This is a genomic window from Phycisphaerae bacterium (assembly GCA_035275405.1).
Classification (GTDB): Bacteria; Planctomycetota; Phycisphaerae; order UBA1845; family UTPLA1; genus DATEMU01.
Window position 1 is genome coordinate 611,550 of record DATEMU010000003.1, and the last position, 18,248, is coordinate 629,797.

Here is an 18,248-nt window from a genome sequence, read left to right on the forward strand (position 1 = left end):
TAATCGACCGCTCTACGCGGGTGTTCGCTTTTTTTTTGAGGCTGGGGGTTCGTCCCGTGGAACGTAAATCGTTGTTTGGGAAGAGCATCCGAACCGGGAATTAAGGGACTGAGCAAATGCAAACTTGGAACGGAATCGTGCTGATCACCCTGCTCCTGCTCATCGGTTTGGCCCTGGGGGCTGCCGTGACTCCATCCGACTCCTGTCAAACCCCTGACGCGGTAGCTGCAGCGGTCGCTCAGCCGGCGGCGTGCGTTCATCCGACCGTCCTCGCCCGAGCCAAGAATCTGGATCGCGCGGTATCGCCCGAAATCTTATCTTTAGCAACCCGCTTGCGGCAGATCATCGATTGCGGGCCGAACGCCTCGGGCCCGCCGATCTTTTGTTTCGACCCCAGCACTCCCGATGTGGACATGACGATTCTTTACGATCTGGTCCCGGAGCTGAATCCCGCTCTCCGCTACCAGTTCGGCGATAGTTCCCGTTGGGGCGGTTCGAGTCAGCAGGGAAATCCCACCACGCTGAGCTGGAGTTTTGTCCCCGACGGCCTTTCGGTAGATGGCGAAACCAGCACACTGTTTAGTTCGATGGACGCGAAGTTCGGGAATCGCGCTCTATGGGTCGGGCGCGTGCAGGCGTGCTTTGATCGCTGGGCGGCGCTTACGGGGACCAGCTATGTTCGCGTGACGGCGCCGGGGGTTGACTGGGACGACGGCGCGGCGTGGTTCACGGCCGGCGACGACGTGAATCGCGGCGACGTGCGTATCGCCAGCATCATCATAGACGGCGGATCCGGCGTCCTTGCCTACAACTACTTTCCCGAGACCGGCGACATGGTCCTCGATTCTTCCGAGGCCTGGGGCGTCTTCTCGGCCAACAACCATCGATTCTTTCGCAATACGATTATGCACGAACACGGCCACGGCCTGGGCTTCAGCCACCAATGCCCCATTTACGAAACCGCCCTCATGGAGCCCTTTCTGAGCACGATGTTCGACGGACCGCAACACGACGACATTCGCGCCGGCCAACGCGGCTATGGCGACGCTAACGAGATCAACGATTCCTCCGCCAGCGCCACGAACATTGGTACGGTGATCTTCGGATCGCCCGTATCCTACGGGTCGGTTCCCACGCCCGGCGTCTCGCACGGCTCAATTCTCTCGATTGACGCCGATGTCGATCAGGACTGGTATCGCTTTACGGTCATCGCCGACAGCACGGCCTCCGTTACCCTTTCGCCCACCGGGTTGAATTACGATTCAAGCCCGCAGAATTGCTCGGGCAACCCCGGGAGTTGTTGCTCGTTCAATTTCACCGATAGTTTGTCCATCTACGATCTCGGCGTGCAACTTGTCGATTCCGATGGGTCCACCGTGCTGGCTACGGCCAGCGCTCAGCCTGCCGGATCGGATGAAACCCTGACCGACATTCCCTTGCCCAACAGCCCGGGCGATTACTACATTCGCGTTTATCCCCTCGATTCGAATACGAGATCGCAACTTTACAAGCTGAACATTTCCGTCGTCACGGTCGGCGCCGACATCAGTTCGCCGCAACCCGATCCCATCGGCTTTGAGCAGCCGCCGCTCCCCGATAGCACCTCGGCGATCACGATGATTGCCAACGAAGCGACGGACGCGACGGCGCCCATCTCCTACCAGTTTGATTTTGTCAGCGGCGGTGCCGGCGGCACCGACAGCCCGTTCCAGGCCTCGCGTAGCTACACCGATACCGGCCTGCTGCCCAACCGGAATTACACCTATCGCGTCCGTACCCGCGATAGCGCCCCAGCGCCCGGGCCCAATACCGGCGCCTATTCCGCGAGCGTCATCGGCACGACACATATCGAAACACCGACCGGCGTGGCCATCGGCACCGTCACCGATACCACGGTGCAAATGTCCGCGACCGGCATCATCAGTTTCTACGACTCCGGGCAGGCCGGATTGTTCTTTGATTCCGTTACGCCCGGCGGTAACACAGGCCTTAACGAGTGGATACAGGTCAACACCGACACGGCGACCAATCTTGTCCCCAATACGGAATATGAACTCCGGGCCAAGGCGCGAAACCGCAATGCCATAGAGACCGTTGACTTCAGCCCCTCCAGCTTTGTCGTAACGCTGGCCGCCGTCCCCGGTGCGCCCGTCTTGACCAGCGCCACCAGCGCCACGATGTACCTCGATCCCGATTCGGTGAACAACTCCGCCGCAACGGAAATGGTCATTCAATGCACGGCCACTTCGCCTTTCGACGCCAATTGGGATGGTCAGTTCGTTTCCGCATCCGGCGTTCCGTCGGCGTCCGAGGTATGGCAAAACGACGCCGCATGGGGCAACCTGCTTCTGACCGGTATGCAGCCGGAGACGCAATATACCTTTGCCGTAAAGGCCCGGAACCTGTCGCTCATTGAGACGGCATTCGGCCCGGCCGCGTCGATGAGCACGACGAGCACGACATTTTGCTCGGTCTTGGGCGACGTGAATAACAGCGCGTTCCTCGACGGCGGCGACATCGCCGGTTTCGTCCGCGTCAAGCTTGGCGTCCCCGAGCCCGGCGATGTGGTTCCCTGCGCCGACTACGGAAACGGCGATGTCGCGCTTGATACGGCCGAGTTTGTGGACGACCTTCTCGACGAATAAGATCGGGGCCGGCGACGCTGCGCGGTGTTACAATTCCCCGGCATGGACCCCGGCGTACTTCGAATCCTCGATGCCAACCTGAATCGGTCGCGTGAAGGCCTTCGCGTCGTCGAGGACTACGCGCGAATGGTACTCAACGACGACGGCCTTACGGCCCGCATCAAGGACTTTCGCCACTCCATCGCCGCGCTGGCCGATTCCATCGGTCCACATTCGATGCTCGCGGCGCGCGACACGCCCGGCGACGTGGGCACGCGGATCAGCGTCGCCGATGAACAGTTCCGCGAGAATCCCGCTCGCGTCGCCACCGCCGCCCTCAAACGCGTCGGAGAGGCCCTTCGTTGCATCGAGGAATTTTCCAAGATCGAGTGCCTATCGGCGGCGACCGGCGCGGAAAAGCTTCGCTACGAACTCTATTCGATTGAGCAAGATGCGCTGTTGACCTGTCCGCGGCGACAGCGCCTGTCCCGCGCCCGACTCCATGTCCTGGTCACCGCGTCGCTTTGCCGAGGCGATTGGCTGGACGTCTGCCATCGCGTCCTGGCGGGCGGCGCGGAGGTCCTTCAATTGCGCGAAAAGGACCTGCCGGACTGCGAATTGCTCGCCCGCGCTCGAACGATGCGGGAGATCACGCGGGCCCACAACGCCCTGCTCATCATCAACGATCGACCCGACATTGCCCGGTTGGCCGATGCTGACGGCGTCCACGTCGGCGCCCTCGATTTACCCGTTGTGGCGGTCCGTCAGATCGCCGGCCCCACGATGCTCGTCGGAAAAAGTACGCACAGCGTTGACGACGCCCGCGCGGCCATCGCCGAAGCGCCGGACTACATCGCCGTCGGCCCGATGTTTCGGTCGCCCACCAAGCCCGATGTGCCGGTGCAAGGCCCCTCGCTGCTTGCAGAGGTTGCGGTGCTGACCGATCTGCCGATCGTCGCCATTGGTGGCGTGACCGCACAGAATATGGATCGACTCCGCGCGCCGCGACACTTTGCCGTCGCCGTCAGCAGCGCCGTGATCGGCGCAGCCGACCCCGAAGCAGCGGTCCGCGGTCTCTTGACAGCGCTGCCGCGCGATCCTCTAATTACCTGAAATAAATCCCCGGGGCCGTAGCTCAGTTGGGAGAGCGCTTGCATGGCATGCAAGAGGTCGAGGGTTCGACTCCCTTCGGCTCCATTGAATGAGCGGTCGTCATTGAAGAGCCGTCTCCGCGGCGACAGGCTGTAAGTTCGACTCCCTTCGGCTCCCATTCACAAGTCTTTCAAGTTCCGCAGATTGCTCCCGACCCTTGACCAGGGCACCGGTCGTAATACGGTCCTATCAGTGCTTCCTCGCGTTCGACGCTTCTCGTTTTTCGGCGATGACCTGGCGCAGGATTTCCGCCAGGTCCGTCTTCGGTTCAAAGCCAATGAGGCCGCGGATACGATCCAGGCAGGGGATGCGCCGCATCATGTCGTCGAAAGGCCTGCCGTATGCCTCTTCATAGGAAAGGTGCTGTTTCGTGCTGCGGCTGCCGGTCATTTGAATGATCTTGTCCGCCAGGGATTCAATGCTGATTTCCTCGGTCGATCCGATGTTGTAGACCCGGCCCGGCGCATCCTTGCAGGCCATCAAATCGATGATCGCCTTGACCACGTCGCCGACGTAGCAGAAACAGCGGGCCTGCTTGCCGTTGCCATAAATCTGCAGCGGCTCGTTCTTGAGGGCGCGTTCGACGAAGCGGGGGATCACCATGCCGTACTGACCCGTCTGCCGGGGCCCGACGGTGTTGAAAAAACGCGCGACGACGACGGGCAGGGCGTATTGCTGGTGATAGGCGAGCCCCAGGAATTCGTCAATCGCCTTGGAGCAGGCGTACGACCAGCGGGAAAAATGCGTCGCGCCAAGGACCGTATCGTCTTCTTCTTTGAACGGGACCTTTTCACTCTTGCCGTAGACCTCGCTGGTCGAGGCGATCAGGACCGGCTTGCGGAACTTGTTGGCCACATTCAGCGCGACTTCGCTGCCGTGGATATTCGTCTCGATGGTATGCACGGGCTGATCGACGATGAGTTGCACGCCGACGGCCGCCGCCAGGTGAAAGACGACGTCGCATTGTTCGACCAAGAGGTGCATGGTCTGTGTGTTGCGGACGTCCTCCTGTACGAAGCGGAACTTGGGGTGGTTCATGACTCCGGCGAGATTGCGAAGGCTTCCCGTGCTGAGGTTATCGAGGGCGATGACGGAATCGCCGCGGGCGAGAAGCGCCTCAGCCAGGTGAGAACCGATGAACCCGGCGCCGCCGGTGATAAGGGAAACCATGAAACCTCCATCGTTGTTCGAGAGTACCGGCGAAACTCCGCCGATTCGCCGTTCGGATGCATTATCGCAGGATCGTCGCGTTTTGGGAGCGCTTCACAATTTCCGCGGCCCATGCCTTATCGATTGGCCGTGTGGCGGTGGCGGCGACTCGTTCGGCAATCCGCTGCGCCTCCCAGGGACGAAAATAGGGGGTCTCACGGAGGCGCCGATTGACGTAGAATTCCGCGAGGGACAGTTCGGCCCAGATCGGATCCTCCGCCACGCGAGCCGCGGCGAGCAAATCCTGTTCGGCGGCCGCCCAGTTCTTCAGCTCTACTTCGCAGAAGCTCTTGTACACGAGAATGCTCACTTTTGAAGTCCGCGTTGGAACGGCCAGCGCCTCGCGATGCCTCTTTGCCGCCTCCCCGAAATCTCCCGCGGCTTGCAGCTTGCGCGCCTGGCGATAAATGAGCAAGGACCACAGCTCCACCGCGCCCATCGCCGCCATCGGAATCAATGGCACCAGACTCCAAAGCAGCGCGGGCTTGATCGCGCGACGGAGAAGCAGCAGGGCGTGCGCGGATGCGATGGCATAGGCCACCGACCAGATATAGCCATTTCGTGTCAGCGCGGCGATCACGCAACTCGCGGCCATGACCCCGGCCAGCTTCCGGGCCGGACGCGAACAGCCGGTCGTCCGGGCGGATTGCCAGAGCGACACGAGAACGAGTACCAACCCGTATATCCAGATTTCGGCGATGATTGACTCGCGAAAGTCCGGCCAGGCCGTGAGTTCCGTGCTTCCATAAACCTCCAATAGAAGCAACCGCGCCGGCAGGTAGTCGAGGAGCAGATGGCTGAACACGGCGACCGCAATGCACAGGTAGGGCCACGGCGATTGCACGCGGGCCAACGTGAGGATCGCCCACAAGATCACGACGAGGACGGACGTCCAGAGCGGCGAGTGCGTAACGAGATGCTGGCTGAATCGCGACGGCTCCCAAAGCGTGATCAGCCACTCGGCGATGTCCACACTGTGCGCGGCGAGCACCATCAAGCCGAGCCAGAAAAAGGGGAATGCTCGAGTCCGAGCCCGGGGCGAACACAGACCTCCGATGGAGAGCCCAACCAAGGTATGTCCGATCGTCGCCAATCGTGAAAGCTCCGAAAGCCAGTCTACTCGCCGGAGCCATCATACCGATGGCCCCAGGCCGCAATAGGCGCAACGCTCCAGGGGGCCTGGGCCGACGGGTTTGCTTTCGCGGTTTAACGTCGGTTGACGATAAAGACCCGATGCGAGCGGGGACCGGCGAAACCGCGCGCAGAACGACGCCGTTTTTCAGGCGTATAATCGATTGAAGCCTCGCCGGGGGAGAACGCGAGTGGCCGATAGTAATGCTGAAAACGCAGTTTCGCCCGTTAGCGGCGAAATGGAAGCGGTCCGTATGCTCGCAGCGAGCCGGGAGCGGATTCGTCGGGAGCTGTCCAAGGCCATTGTCGGCCAAAACGAGGTCATCGATCAGCTTCTGATCTGCCTGTTCGCCCGGGGGCATTGCATCCTCGAGGGAGTCCCCGGACTGGCCAAGACGCGGGCCATCCGGTCTCTCGCCCAGACTTTGAGCCTGTCGTTTGCCAGGATTCAATTCACGCCCGACCTGATGCCCAGCGACATCACCGGGACCGAGATCATCGAGGAGAACAAAGCGACCGGCGTGCGCCAGCTTCGCTTCGTGAACGGGCCGGTTTTTGCCAATGTGATCCTGGCGGACGAGATCAATCGTACTCCGCCGAAGACGCAGGCGGCATTGCTCGAAGCGATGCAGGAATACCAAGTCACGGCGGCGGGGTTCACCCATCGACTACCGAGGCCGTTCTTCGTCCTTGCGACCCAGAACCCGATCGAGCAGGAGGGCACGTATCCACTGCCGGAAGCGCAGCTCGACCGTTTCATGTTCAAAGTGCTCGTCGATTACCCCTCGGAGGAGGAAGAGTTGCGGATCATCGGTTTGACGACGACCGCCGCCGATCCGGCGATTGAGCGCGTATTCTCGGATGAGGACATCCTGGCCTTGCAGGAGATCGTTCGCCGCGTCCCCTGTCCGGACCACGTCATGCGCTATGCGATGCGCCTGGCCCGCGCCACGCGGCCGGCGCGGCTGGCGGCGCGCCGCGCCGACGAGCGCGATCATCCGGTACTCAAGTTCATTTCTGATTACGTCAGTTGGGGCGCGGGACCGCGGGCTTCGCAGAACCTCGTCCTTGCGGGCAAAGCCCGCGCGATCCTGGACGGCCGATACCACGTCGCGACGGAGGATATTCAGGCGGTCGCGCATCCGGTCCTGCGACACCGAATTGTGACGAACTTTAACGCCGAAGCCGAGGGCATCGGCGTGGATCAGCTCGTCGACTGGCTGATTCGCGACGTGCCGGCCCACATGACGCCGGACTTGGAAGCGGTGGGGGCGAGTCGCGTGCTCAGCACGTGAGCGCCTCGGAGGGTCTCGGACCCATGTCCGAAAGTTACGACGATTATCGACGCTACCTGGACCCGGCGGTGCTGGCGCAGATCGGGGCGCTGGACCTGCGTGCCCGACTGCTTGTTGAGGGGTATATTTCGGGGATGCACCGATCGCCGGCGCACGGGTTCTCGGTGGAGTTCGCCGAGCATCGCAAGTACTGCCAGGGCGACGATTTGCGTTTCCTGGATTGGAAAGTCTACGGCCGTACCGACAAGCACTATATCAAGGAATACGAGCAGGAGACGAACCTGCGGCTCCTCCTGGCCGTGGACTGTTCGGAGTCCATGTCCTATCGCTCGGCGGCGTCGCCGATGTCCAAGCGCGAATACGCCATCACCATCGCCGCCGCCATGTCGTACCTGGCGCTGCAACAGGCTGACGCCGTCGCGGTCGCTACGTTCGACGACGTCGTGCGGCGGACAAGCCGCGCCTCCAACAATCCCGGCAAATGGAAGGGCGTCGTCCACGAACTGTCCCATGCCCCCGTGGGCCCGAGGACCTCGTTTCGAGCAGTCTTCGATGCGCTGGCCGAGACGCTGGCGCACCGCCACCTCGTCGTAATTTTGAGCGATTTGTTCGGACCATCGGCGGAGATTACGGCGGGGATTCAGCACCTTCGCCATCAGCGTCACGAGCCGCTGGTGTTACAGGTGCTGGACCATGCAGAATTAACTTTTCCGTTCACGCGGCCGCTGGAATTGGTCGGCTTGGAGTCGTCGGGCCGCCAAGTCGCCGAACCGCGCGTCGTCCGCGAGCAATATTTGAAGTCGATCCAGGGATTCATCGGAGAAATTCGTCGGGCCTGTCACGAGCATCGCACTGATTTTGAAGTCCTCGATACGAGCGCGCCGGTGAACATCGCGCTGGCCGCTTACCTGTCCACGCGCGCAGCGCGGGCGCGGCGATTCGCGGGGTGACGCGGCGATGACCTTTCTTCATCCGGCAATGTTGGCGACGGCGGGCGGCCTGGCCCTGCTGCCGCTGGTCATTCACCTGCTCAGCCGGCGCGGCTATCAAAGCCAACCCTGGGCGGCCATGATGTTTCTCGCCGCCGCGCAAAAATCGGCCAAGCGGCGAATCCGCATCGAGCGTTGGTTGCTCCTCATCCTGCGCACGCTGATCATCGTCCTCCTTGGCGCGGCGATCGCCCGACCTCTCGCGACGGGGTCGTTGCTCGGCGACGCCCTCGCCCGCCCGCGATTCGATCGGGTCATCCTTCTCGACGACAGTTTCTCGATGCAGGCCGTTCACCCGGACGGGTCCACCTCGTTCGACGCCGCCAAGGCCCTGGCGCGAAAAATTATTGAACAATCCGATGCTCGCGACGGTTTGGCGCTGATTGCCGCGTCGCAATCGCCGCGCACCTGGATGGACCAACCGGTGCACGATCGCCAGGCGCTCCGCGGCATCCTCGACGGATGGAAGTGCTCGTGGGCGACCGGCGACGTACCGGGTGCGATGCGGTTGTCCGCAGACGTCTTGTCGCGTGGACAGGCGGCCGCCGGCGCCCGGTGGGTGTATTTCATCAGTGACGGAACCGCGGCGTCGCACACCATCTCCAATAGGGCGACCTCGGCTCCCGCGGAGTTGGGAAAGCGCTGGCCTACTATTGACCGAATCATCGTGCTCAACGTCGGGCCCGCCTCGCGGGACAATGTCGCTGTGACGGCATTAACGGCGGCCAGTCAAATCGTCGGCGTCGGCGTCCCCGCCCGATTCAATGTTCGACTCACCAATCATGGAGCCCGCCCACTCGAACGGGTGAACTGCGATGTCCTGGTCGACGGCGCCGTCGCTTCCACTCGGACGATCGGTCCGATCGAACCCCACGGCGAGGCCAGTGATCCGTTCGAGCTGGTGTTCAACACGGAAGGGCCGCATCGCGTCGCGGCACAAATCAAAACGGATGACGCCATGCCCGCCGATAACACGCGATTCCTCGGGGTGCAAGTCGCGTCCGACCTGTCGGTCCTAGCGGTGGAAGGATCGGACGATTCTCGAAGAGCGGCGCGCGAGTTGTTCTACTATGCCGTGGCGGTCTCGTCGTCAACGTCACGGCCTGAGCGAACGAATATCCAGATAAAGACGATCGCTCCACTCGAACTCGAGGGGGAGGTTCTCGCGGATTATTCGGTCGTCGTGCTGGGAAACGTGCGAAATCTGCCAGACGCCGAGTGGGGGCGAATTGAGCGTTTTGTGCGCACCGGCGGCGGCCTCCTGGTGGTCTGCGGCGACCGCATCCTGACGGATCATTTCAACGATGTCGCCGCCCGCCATACCGGCCTTTTTTCATTTGAACTCGAAGACCAGGCGAAGGCGTTGGCCGAGCCGTGGCGCGTTCGCCTCGATGAACCGGGACATCTGGCCCTGGCCGACCTCGTCCATAGCGATCGCGGAGGACTTCGCGCCGCTCATGTGAATTCCTATTGGAAATGCCGGCCGCGCGCGACCGAACGGGAGCTGCATGCCCCGCTTCGGCTGTCGAACGGCGACCCGCTCTTGATCCAGTCCGATGTCGGGCAGGGGCGGGCATTGTTCTGGCTGACCAGTGCGAACATGGCCTGGAACAACCTGCCCGCCAAGCCGGACTTTGTCCCGCTCATGCTGAACCTCACGCTCTTTGCCGCCGGTGGTGATCGAAGCACGACGAACTTGCTCATCGGCCAGAGCATACTTCACTTGGACCAAGGAAAGGAACCCCGCAGCGCGGGCGTCGTTCAGCGCCCCGATGGCGCGTCGGTAAAAGTAGATTGGACAGACACCTCGGGCGGCACGGCCGTCGTCTATGCCGGCACGGATCGACCCGGATTCTACGGCGTCACGGCGGGCCGCGAGCGCTTTATCGACGCCGTCAACATCGATCCCCGTGAAAGCGATCTTGCGCCGGTCGACGCCACGGTCGTCCGCCGGTTACTGGGCGACGACGTTAGGTTTGCTGCGCAGGTGGAAGACGCACTGGCCGACCTCGGCACCCGGCCCCCGCGGGAGATCGCGCCGCTTATTATGGTCGTGCTGCTCATGGTTCTTTCACTGGAGACCATCATGGCCATGCTCTTCCGGGGGCAATCATGACGGGTCTCTTGGAAACGCTTCTAGGCCTGGACCGCATCCGTCTTGCGGACGAGGGTCCGGTCTCGCTGCAATTTGCCGCGCCCCCGGCGCCGTGGATCATGCTCGTCGGAGCCGTGGTCGCCGGCATCGTCGTCTGGTTCGCCTATCGCCTCGAACCCCATCCGCGGCCGTTTCGCTGGACGCTGGCGGTCCTTCGATTCGGCGCGATCATGACGGCCCTTTTTATTTGTGGTCAGCCGATGCTCGTCTTGCGGCGCAATCACGTGGATCCATCGTACGTCGCCGTTCTCGTCGACCGTTCGGCGAGCATGGCCGCGCGCGACGCGGCGCCCACGCTCGTCGATCCGCCGAGTCGCGAGCCGCTGACGCGATGGCAAGAGGCCGCGGGGGCCTTGACCGCTCCCGAGGGTGGAATGTTGGGCCGGCTCGGCGAGCGGCATCGACTGGGGTTGTGGCTTTTTGGAAAGCAGGCCGAACCGCTGGCGGTTTTGGACGTCAAGGATGCGGATCATTCGAAAATCACTCGGAATCTCGAATCAGTAGTTCCGATGGGAAGCGGCACCGACGTTTCCGGCTCCATTGTCCAGGTCGTTCACCAGACGCAGGGCCATCGCATGGCCGGCCTCGTCGTCATCAGCGACGGCCGCCAGACCGCCGCCGATGACATCGAGGAGGCGGTCAGCGCCGCGCTGGCGCGATCCATCCCGGTACATGTTGTCGCGGTGGGTTCGACCCAGCCACGCCGCGATCTGGCCGTCGCCTCGATCTGGGCGCCGGAAGAGGTCTTCTTGAGCGATACGGTTGCCGTTCGTTACGAGATCGAGGCGGTCGGCATCGATGTGCCCTTGTCCATCGTCGTAGAACTGTCCGACGCCGCACGTCGGGAAGTCATCGCCACGCAGACGCACCAGGCCGTTCCCCTTGGGCCGCCGGCCAAGGGCGAGTTTCAATACCGCCCCACGGCGGTGGGCCGGCGCGTCCTTCAAGTGTCCGTCCGACCCTGCGCGGGCGAGCTGGAACTGGAAAACAATTTTGCCCAGACGTCGGTGACGGCGCATGACGAGAAGATCGGCGTGCTCTATGTCGAGGACATGCCGCGTTTCGAATATCGCTATTTGAAGAACCTGCTGCTTCGCGAAAGCGGCATCGAAAGTAGTTGCCTCCTCCTGGGGGCGACGTCGGGCTTTCTGCAGGAAGGGACGCTGCCGATTCGGCGGTTTCCCCAGAGCATCGAGGAACTACGCCCGTACGACGTGATCGTCCTCGGCGATGTCGATCCCCGCGGCGACTGGCTGACACCGGTTCAGCAATCGCTGCTCGTGGATTTTGTTTCGAAACAGGGCGGCGGATTGGCGTTCATCGCGGGCGAACGAAACATGCCGCAACGGCTTCGTCAGACTCCTCTGGAAAAGCTCCTACCCGTGGAGATCGACCCTCACTTTCACGGTCGGTACGAAAAGGCTTTGGCGGAGGAATTCCGAATTCAACTCACCAGCGAAGGCCAGTCCCACCCGATCTTTCAATTGAGAGATGAGACCCTGCGGCCGGGCGACGAAATGCCCTCGATGCCGGGCCTCTACTGGTACGCCCGCGTGCTGGGGCCGCAGCCGGCCGCCAGCGTATTAGCGGTTCACCCGACGGCGCAATCGGCGGGCGGGCCGATTCCCCTCGCCGTGCTGGGACGATACGGCGCGGGGCGGACATTTTATCTTGGCAGCGACGATCTCTGGCGCTTGCGGCAGGACTCCGGTGAAATATTTTACGACACATTTTGGTTGCAAGCCCTGCACACACTCGCCCGCGCCAGAAAGCTCGGCGAGGGGCGGCCCTGGCGGCTGGAGGCGGATCGGGGGCGATGCGAAGTCGGGGAAAAAATCCAGGTCAGACTGACGGCGTCAACTGACTTGCCGATCGGCGATTTGACCACCATCGCCGGTCAGGTGCGCGATGCCGCTGATGAACTCGTGGGGCGGCTTGTCTTGCGATCAAACGGGCCGGCAACCCGCGTGTTCGAAGGCGAATTCCGGCCGCGGCGACCGGGGACCCTCGCACTGATCGCCGAGCCACCGGCAGCGGGCGCCCCTGCGCGCCGTTACGCAAGAAACGTCACGGTTGTCGCCGGCGACGTCGAGCAGCGGCGGCTGGAGGCGGATCACGAATATTTACAGCGACTCGCGCGACGAACCGGCGGTCGTTTTTGGCGCCTTACGAACGACTCGGCGGGCGCCGTTTCGGTCGACGGACTGGACCTCAATGCCCTGGCATCGGTGATCCCCGATCGAAGCATCCAAATCGCCGACGACATCGAGGAGCCGCTGTGGGACAAGGGCGTGATTCTCCTACTCTTTGTGACGCTGATCGGAACAGAATGGACCATGCGTCGATCGGCGGGAATGGCGTGAACGAGCAAGCGACAAATGTCGAAACGAATGCGATGCTGGCGGACCTGCGCCGCGTCCGCCGGCGGGTGCGCGCACTTCTCGTCGTAGAGGCCATCGGCCGGCTCATTGCGTGGGTAATATTGATGGCCGCCATCCTGGCGGTGTTGGATTGGTGGGTTCGATTTCCCTGGTTTGTCCGCATCAACTTTCTGGCCCTCGGGACCGTCTTCGCGCTCTGGTGGGCTTATCGCGCCATTTGGCGGCCGCTGACCGCGCCCATCCATCTGGATCAACTGGCCCTCGGACTCAAGGCCCTCCCGGCGCATGTGAAAGACCGGCTGGCCGGGACCGTCGCGTATTTGCAGGCGGGTGGAGAGGGCTCGGACGAGATGTGGCGACAGGTCGTGAGCGAGACGATCCGCTCCACCGAGGGCCTTCCATCGCGGGGCCTCCTCCGCGCCCGCCCGGCGATTCGCTCAACTCTCTCTACCATGGGTGCCTTGACCGCTGTCGGCCTGGTCGCGTGGTTGGCCCCGGGTTTCGTTTCCACGGGAGTCATCCGACTCGCTCGGCCATTCGCCGCGGTTGAATGGCCCAAGGCAGCGCAGATTTCCCCACTGACGACGGATGTCGTTGTGGCCTGGGGCGAGGCCTTCACCGCCCAAATGCGGCTGGATCGCGGGGATCGAGCCTCGACGCGGGCCTTCGTTCATTGGAGTTCGTCGTCGCAGCACCGCCAACGCGAGCAAATGCGCCGCGACGCCGACGGCGTCTATCGGTTCACTCTGGAGAACATTCGCTCCCCCCTTTCCTATAGCTTCTCTGCGGGCGACGATGACACGGCCAATCGTCCGTTTCAGGTCAAGGTCGTGAAACGGCCTGCCGTCACTGCCGCCCGTGTGACTGTTACGCCGCCCCCATATGCCCGTCACTTACCCGCGCACTCGCGCGTATTGGACGACGCGCCGGTAACGGCGCTGCGCGGCAGCCAAGCCCGATTCGACGTGACGCCGGATCGTCCGATCGGGAGCGACGGAGCTTCCAAGGCGGCGTTGATCCTCGACGGCGAATGTCGCGTGCCGCTGATCGCCGAGAATCCGGCCGGCGCGATGTTTTCGGCGAATGTGACGCTTGATCGAAGCACGACGATTGAGACGGCATTGGTCGATGCCGACGGCCTCGAATCGCGCGGCGGACCCGTTTATCGAATTCGCGTGAGACCGGACGAGCTGCCGACGGTCGCCATTCAGCGCCCCGCCGGCGTCAGCGAGGCGACGCCGGCCGCCATCGTGGAGCTTCAAGCGACGGCGCAGGATGATGTGGGTTTGGCCGCCTTTACCCTTCTGGCCTCTAAGAACACGCCGGAGTTTCAGACCGTCGCCGATCTCTTGACGATCGCGCGTGACGGTCCTTCGGAGGGCGAATCAGCGTCGAGGCCGGCGCCGCCGCCGCTGCGCTGCGCGCTGGTCTATTCATGGAATATCGAGACGCTGAAGCCGGTGCCGGGCGACGCCATTCGGATTTGCGTCGAGGCGCGGGACGGTTTCGACCTCGACGGCCGTACGCACGAGCCTGTTCGTTCGCTGATCGTCACCATCAACATCATCTCTCTGGAACAGTTCGCGGATCGGCTGCGGTCTGAGCTGATGGCCGTCCGCGGTCCCTTGCGCGATTTGTTGACGGACCTGCTTGCCGCAGCCGAGCGGACTCAACAACTCGATCAGAATCCGGCCGCAGCGACGCCCCTTGATGCCACGGAGCGCCAGGCCGTCGAATCGCTCGTGGCTCGTCTCCAGCGATTGACGGCCCAGAGCCGTCAGGCCGCCGAAAAGACCCAGGAAGTCGCTCAAAGGGCCGCCCGCAATGGGGCCGCGACATCGGAATCCATGCGCCAGGCTGAACGCCTGGCTCGGCGGCTTCGCGGGTCCGTAGAGGAACGGTTGAAAGAGGCGGCCCAGTCGTTGGCGAGGTCCGGCGACGCGCGGAAGGCCGACGTCCAACACGAACACCTGCAGGCCTCGCGGGATGCGCAGGATGAAGTCGCCGGTGTGCTGCAATCGATGCTTGACGAGGTCGAGCGTTGGAGCGAATTCGAGGAGCTCGTTCGTAAGCTGCGCGAGGTGCTCGATCGCCAGGAGGCGCTCGAACGCGACACCGCCTCGCTGGCCAGGATCGCCGGTCGGTCGCTGGGCGAGACCGGTGAATCGTCGTTGCCGATGCTCGCGGCGCGTCAATCGCAACTGCGATCGGACGTGTCCACACTGATTCAAACCATGCAGACCTGGGCGCGGCAGAAATTGGAAAGCGAAACGGCGGCGAGCTTGTCGGTCGACGCGGCAGCCCGACTCGCCGAAGAAAAGGCCCTGCCGGCGAACATGGATCAGGCGACCCAGTCCATCGCCGAGGGCCGATTCAGCAGGGCATCCGAAGCGCAGCGCGGGGCCGCGGCGATTCTTCGGGCCATGATCGCGGCGTTGGAGAAGAAGCCCGACCGGGAATTGGCGGACCTTTCCCGGGCGCTTCAGGACCTGACGGCGCGGTTGCGGAAGATTATCGCGGCGCAGGAGGCGCTCCTGCGCGATACGGAGGCAGCCGCTTCGACGGGCGGGGCGGAGGAGACGCTGCTGAAGCTCGCCGACCGTCAGATGACGCTGCACAAGACAAGCCGGGCCGCAGCCGCGAAGGTCAAGGACTCTGAAGAGGAAGGACCGGCTGCAAGGAAGGCCATCCACGGCGCGGCGGATCGAATGCAGACCGCCGGAGAATTGTTGGAGCAGGCGGAAGCGGCAAATGTTCCCGACGCGCAGCGCGATGCACTGGACGGACTCCACGCGGCCCTGGAACTTCTTGAACGACTGGAAGGGCGGACCGAGCAGGCCATCGCGGAGCGGTCGCTGGCCCAGATCGTCGCCCTGCTCGGCGACCTGCGCCGCGCGCAGGCCGGCCTTCGCGGCGAAACCGCCGAAATCCACGCCCGCAGCAGCTCCGACCGGCGGCTGTCGCGGGCGGACAGTCTTCGCGCGGCAAAGTTGGCCAAGGACCAGCGCGGGTTGACGACGCCGCTGCAGGAGGTTCGCGAGAAACTGAAATCCAGCGTCGTGTACGACTATGTGTGCATGAGAATCGCCGAGCGAATGGAGTCGGCCGCTGCCAGGTTGGAGGAAAAGGACTGCCCGGCGGCCCTGTCGGAGCAGGATGACGTTCTGCGCGAGTTGGCGGATCTTCTCCAGGCCGCCGCGGAAGAACCGAAGAAAGATGAGGCCCGCTTCGTGGACGACTCTGGTGGCGGCGGCGCCGGCAGCCCCACCCCGGAGAAGCCCGTGCCGACGCTGGCGGAATTGAAAGTCCTGCGCCGCCTGCAAACCGAAGTCAACGCCCGGACTGCCGCATTGGATCGATCGATGCCTGATCCGCTGCTGCGAACGGAGTCGCAGCTCGAGGAAATTCAATTGACCGGCGGGCTGCAAAAAGACATTCACGAACTGGCAGTTAAGATGATCGATAAATCCGAAGAACCTAACCGCGATGGGGCCGACGGAGACAAAGAGGAAAAAGAGAACAAATTCAACAGGACCGATTGGCCGTTTTTTCTGCCGGGCTTCGGACCAACCACACAGCCAGTGGCTCAGGATCAGGAAGCGACGCTGCCTCCCAAACGCAAGACAAGCGATTCGGTGGTCGACGAGGAACTCGTCCGCAGGTTGCTCGGCGGCCAATCGTCCGTCGTAGACGCCGTCGAGAAGACGATCACCGCCATGGACGACGCGGCGGAAGGATTACGCGACCGGCTCGACACGGGTGAAAAGACTCAGCGCGTCCAGGTTCAGGTTCTCGAAGGTATTGACCAACTGATCGCCGAGGCGCGCAAGAATCGCGCCGCCTCGCGCGATCGCTCGTCGACGGTCCGGCGACGCCAGGCCAGGCCGGGCGGCCGTTCCTCGCCGGGCACCCCGGCGAAGTCGGGCGAGGGAAAGGCCCCGGCAGCGGTCAGTCGCCCGGCAGATCCTCAAGACGCCGCCCGCCGCGGGCGAAAGGGGGGCGATGCGGACAAGACCGACTTGTCTCGCGGCTGGGGCTATCTGCCGCAGCGCGATCGCGAGGAGATATCACAGGGGTTCGACGAGCAGTTTCCGGAAAAATACCGCGAGCGAATCCTCGAGTACTATCGCTCATTGGCGGACGAGGCGCGGCGGAATGCAGAAGAATAGCAAAGGGCGAATAGCGAATAGCGAAACCCGAGGCGGTCCATCCCGCGTCCGGGGTTCAATCTCTTCTTTCGCTATTCGCTATTCGCTATTCGCCATTCTCCTTTGCCCTTCCGCCCTGGCCCAGGCCCCCTCGACTCAGCCGATCGATTCGAGAGAAAAAGCTTCGGAACAGCAGCTCGCCATCAACAAGGGCCTCGCTTGGCTGTCCAAGCAGCAGAAGCCCGATGGCTCGTGGGGCAGCGAGTCGCAGTATGGCCGGCATGTCGGCATCACCTCGCTCGGCGCCCTGGCGTTCGTGGAAAGTGGCAGCGTCCCGGGTCGCGGGCCGTACGCGAAGAATGTCGAGAATGCGCTGGCGTTCGTCCTCGATTCGGCCTCGGAACAGTCGGGACTCATCGCCGCCGAAACCTCATACGGCCCGATGTACGGTCACGGCTTCGCGACGCTTTTTCTCGGCGAGATGTACGGCATGTCGCCCCGACCGGACCTCCGCGAGAAATTGCAAAAGGCCGTCGCCCTCATCGTCCGCACGCAGAATGACCGTGGCGGCTGGCGGTATCATCCGATCCGCGCCGACGCCGATCTGTCGGTCACGATCTGCCAGGTGATGGCCCTGCGCTCCGCGCGCAACGCCGGCATTGAAGTTCCCAAGAGCACGATCGACCGGGCGATTCAATATGTCCACGACAGCCAGAATCCCGACGGCGGCTTTCGCTATATGCTCGACTCGGCGGGCTCGATGTTCGCGCGCTCGGCGGCGGGCGTCGCCGCGCTGTACTACGCGGGGATTCACGACGACGCCTCCACGCGAAAGGGCCTCGTTTACCTCGAAAAGTTTCTGCCCGGCAAGACGCAGGAGCAGACGCACTACTATTACGGTCAGTACTACGCCGCCCAGGCGATGTTCATGGCCGGCGGCGAGCATTGGGCGCAGTGGTGGCCGGCGGTTCGCGACGAGCTGCTGGCTAAACAGTCGCCCGATGGGTACTGGCCCGGGGAGGCGGGCAGCGAGTACGGCACGGCCATGGCGCTGATTGTCCTGCAGATCCCGAAGCAGACGCTTCCGATTTTTCAGAAATAGGTGCGCTGGTGCGATCACGTGTTCTCGTCTTCTTTGCGTTGGCCGCCTCTGTAGCACAGGCG

Annotated in this window: 10 protein-coding genes and 1 tRNA gene; 9 read left to right on the plus strand and 2 right to left on the minus strand. The window is 63.1% G+C overall.

All coding sequences use genetic code 11. From position 1 onward, the window contains the following. Positions 1-116 precede the first annotated feature (116 nt). The 3 genes from VJZ71_04505 to VJZ71_04515 all read left to right on the plus strand — a co-directional run bounded on the left by VJZ71_04505 (position 117) and on the right by VJZ71_04515 (position 3,821). On the plus strand, positions 117-2,645 hold the full coding sequence (locus tag VJZ71_04505; GenBank protein HKQ47316.1) for a matrixin family metalloprotease: 2,529 nt from the start codon (positions 117-119) through the stop codon (positions 2,643-2,645). 42 nt (positions 2,646-2,687) lie between these two features. After that, positions 2,688-3,737 (plus strand): thiamine phosphate synthase, encoded by a 1,050-nt coding sequence (thiE, locus tag VJZ71_04510; protein HKQ47317.1) that lies wholly within the window; start codon positions 2,688-2,690, stop codon positions 3,735-3,737. Positions 3,738-3,748: 11 nt separating this feature from the next. After that, positions 3,749-3,821, plus strand: a tRNA-Ala gene (locus tag VJZ71_04515). 144 nt (positions 3,822-3,965) lie between these two features. On the opposite strand, the gene VJZ71_04520 is transcribed toward VJZ71_04515, so the two are convergent. Both VJZ71_04520 and VJZ71_04525 read right to left on the minus strand, forming a co-directional pair. After that, complete coding sequence (locus tag VJZ71_04520) at positions 3,966-4,946, minus strand: GDP-mannose 4,6-dehydratase (GenBank protein HKQ47318.1); 981 nt, start codon at positions 4,944-4,946, stop codon at positions 3,966-3,968. A gap of 61 nt (positions 4,947-5,007) precedes the next feature. After that, positions 5,008-5,979: a hypothetical protein gene (locus VJZ71_04525; GenBank protein HKQ47319.1), complete on the minus strand. Its 972-nt coding sequence runs from the start codon at positions 5,977-5,979 to the stop codon at positions 5,008-5,010. 376 nt (positions 5,980-6,355) lie between these two features. Here VJZ71_04525 and VJZ71_04530 point away from each other — a divergent pair, with 376 nt between their 5' ends. Genes VJZ71_04530 through VJZ71_04555 form a run of 6 tightly spaced genes read left to right on the plus strand, consistent with a single transcriptional unit; the run spans position 6,356 to position 18,186 of the window. Then, entirely contained in the window at positions 6,356-7,411 is a 1,056-nt protein-coding gene (locus VJZ71_04530) for a MoxR family ATPase (GenBank protein ID HKQ47320.1), read from the plus strand. A 23-nt stretch (positions 7,412-7,434) separates the two neighbouring features. Further along, positions 7,435-8,361 carry a DUF58 domain-containing protein gene (locus tag VJZ71_04535; GenBank protein ID HKQ47321.1) on the plus strand — a complete coding sequence of 309 codons (927 nt, stop codon included), beginning with the start codon at positions 7,435-7,437 and terminating at the stop codon, positions 8,359-8,361. A 7-nt stretch (positions 8,362-8,368) separates the two neighbouring features. Continuing rightward, entirely contained in the window at positions 8,369-10,516 is a 2,148-nt protein-coding gene (locus VJZ71_04540; protein HKQ47322.1) for a BatA domain-containing protein, read from the plus strand. Then, positions 10,513-12,918 carry a VWA domain-containing protein gene (locus VJZ71_04545; GenBank protein ID HKQ47323.1) on the plus strand — a complete coding sequence of 802 codons (2,406 nt, stop codon included), beginning with the start codon at positions 10,513-10,515 and terminating at the stop codon, positions 12,916-12,918. The genes VJZ71_04540 and VJZ71_04545 overlap by 4 nt, the downstream gene beginning before the upstream one ends. Next, the gene (locus VJZ71_04550) at positions 12,885-17,105 is read left to right on the plus strand and encodes a hypothetical protein (GenBank protein HKQ47324.1); all 4,221 of its coding nucleotides are present in this window, start codon (positions 12,885-12,887) and stop codon (positions 17,103-17,105) included. Before VJZ71_04545 ends, VJZ71_04550 begins: the two co-directional genes overlap by 34 nt. Beyond that, positions 17,092-18,186: a prenyltransferase/squalene oxidase repeat-containing protein gene (locus VJZ71_04555; GenBank protein HKQ47325.1), complete on the plus strand. Its 1,095-nt coding sequence runs from the start codon at positions 17,092-17,094 to the stop codon at positions 18,184-18,186. The genes VJZ71_04550 and VJZ71_04555 overlap by 14 nt, the downstream gene beginning before the upstream one ends. Positions 18,187-18,248: the final 62 nt, after the last annotated feature.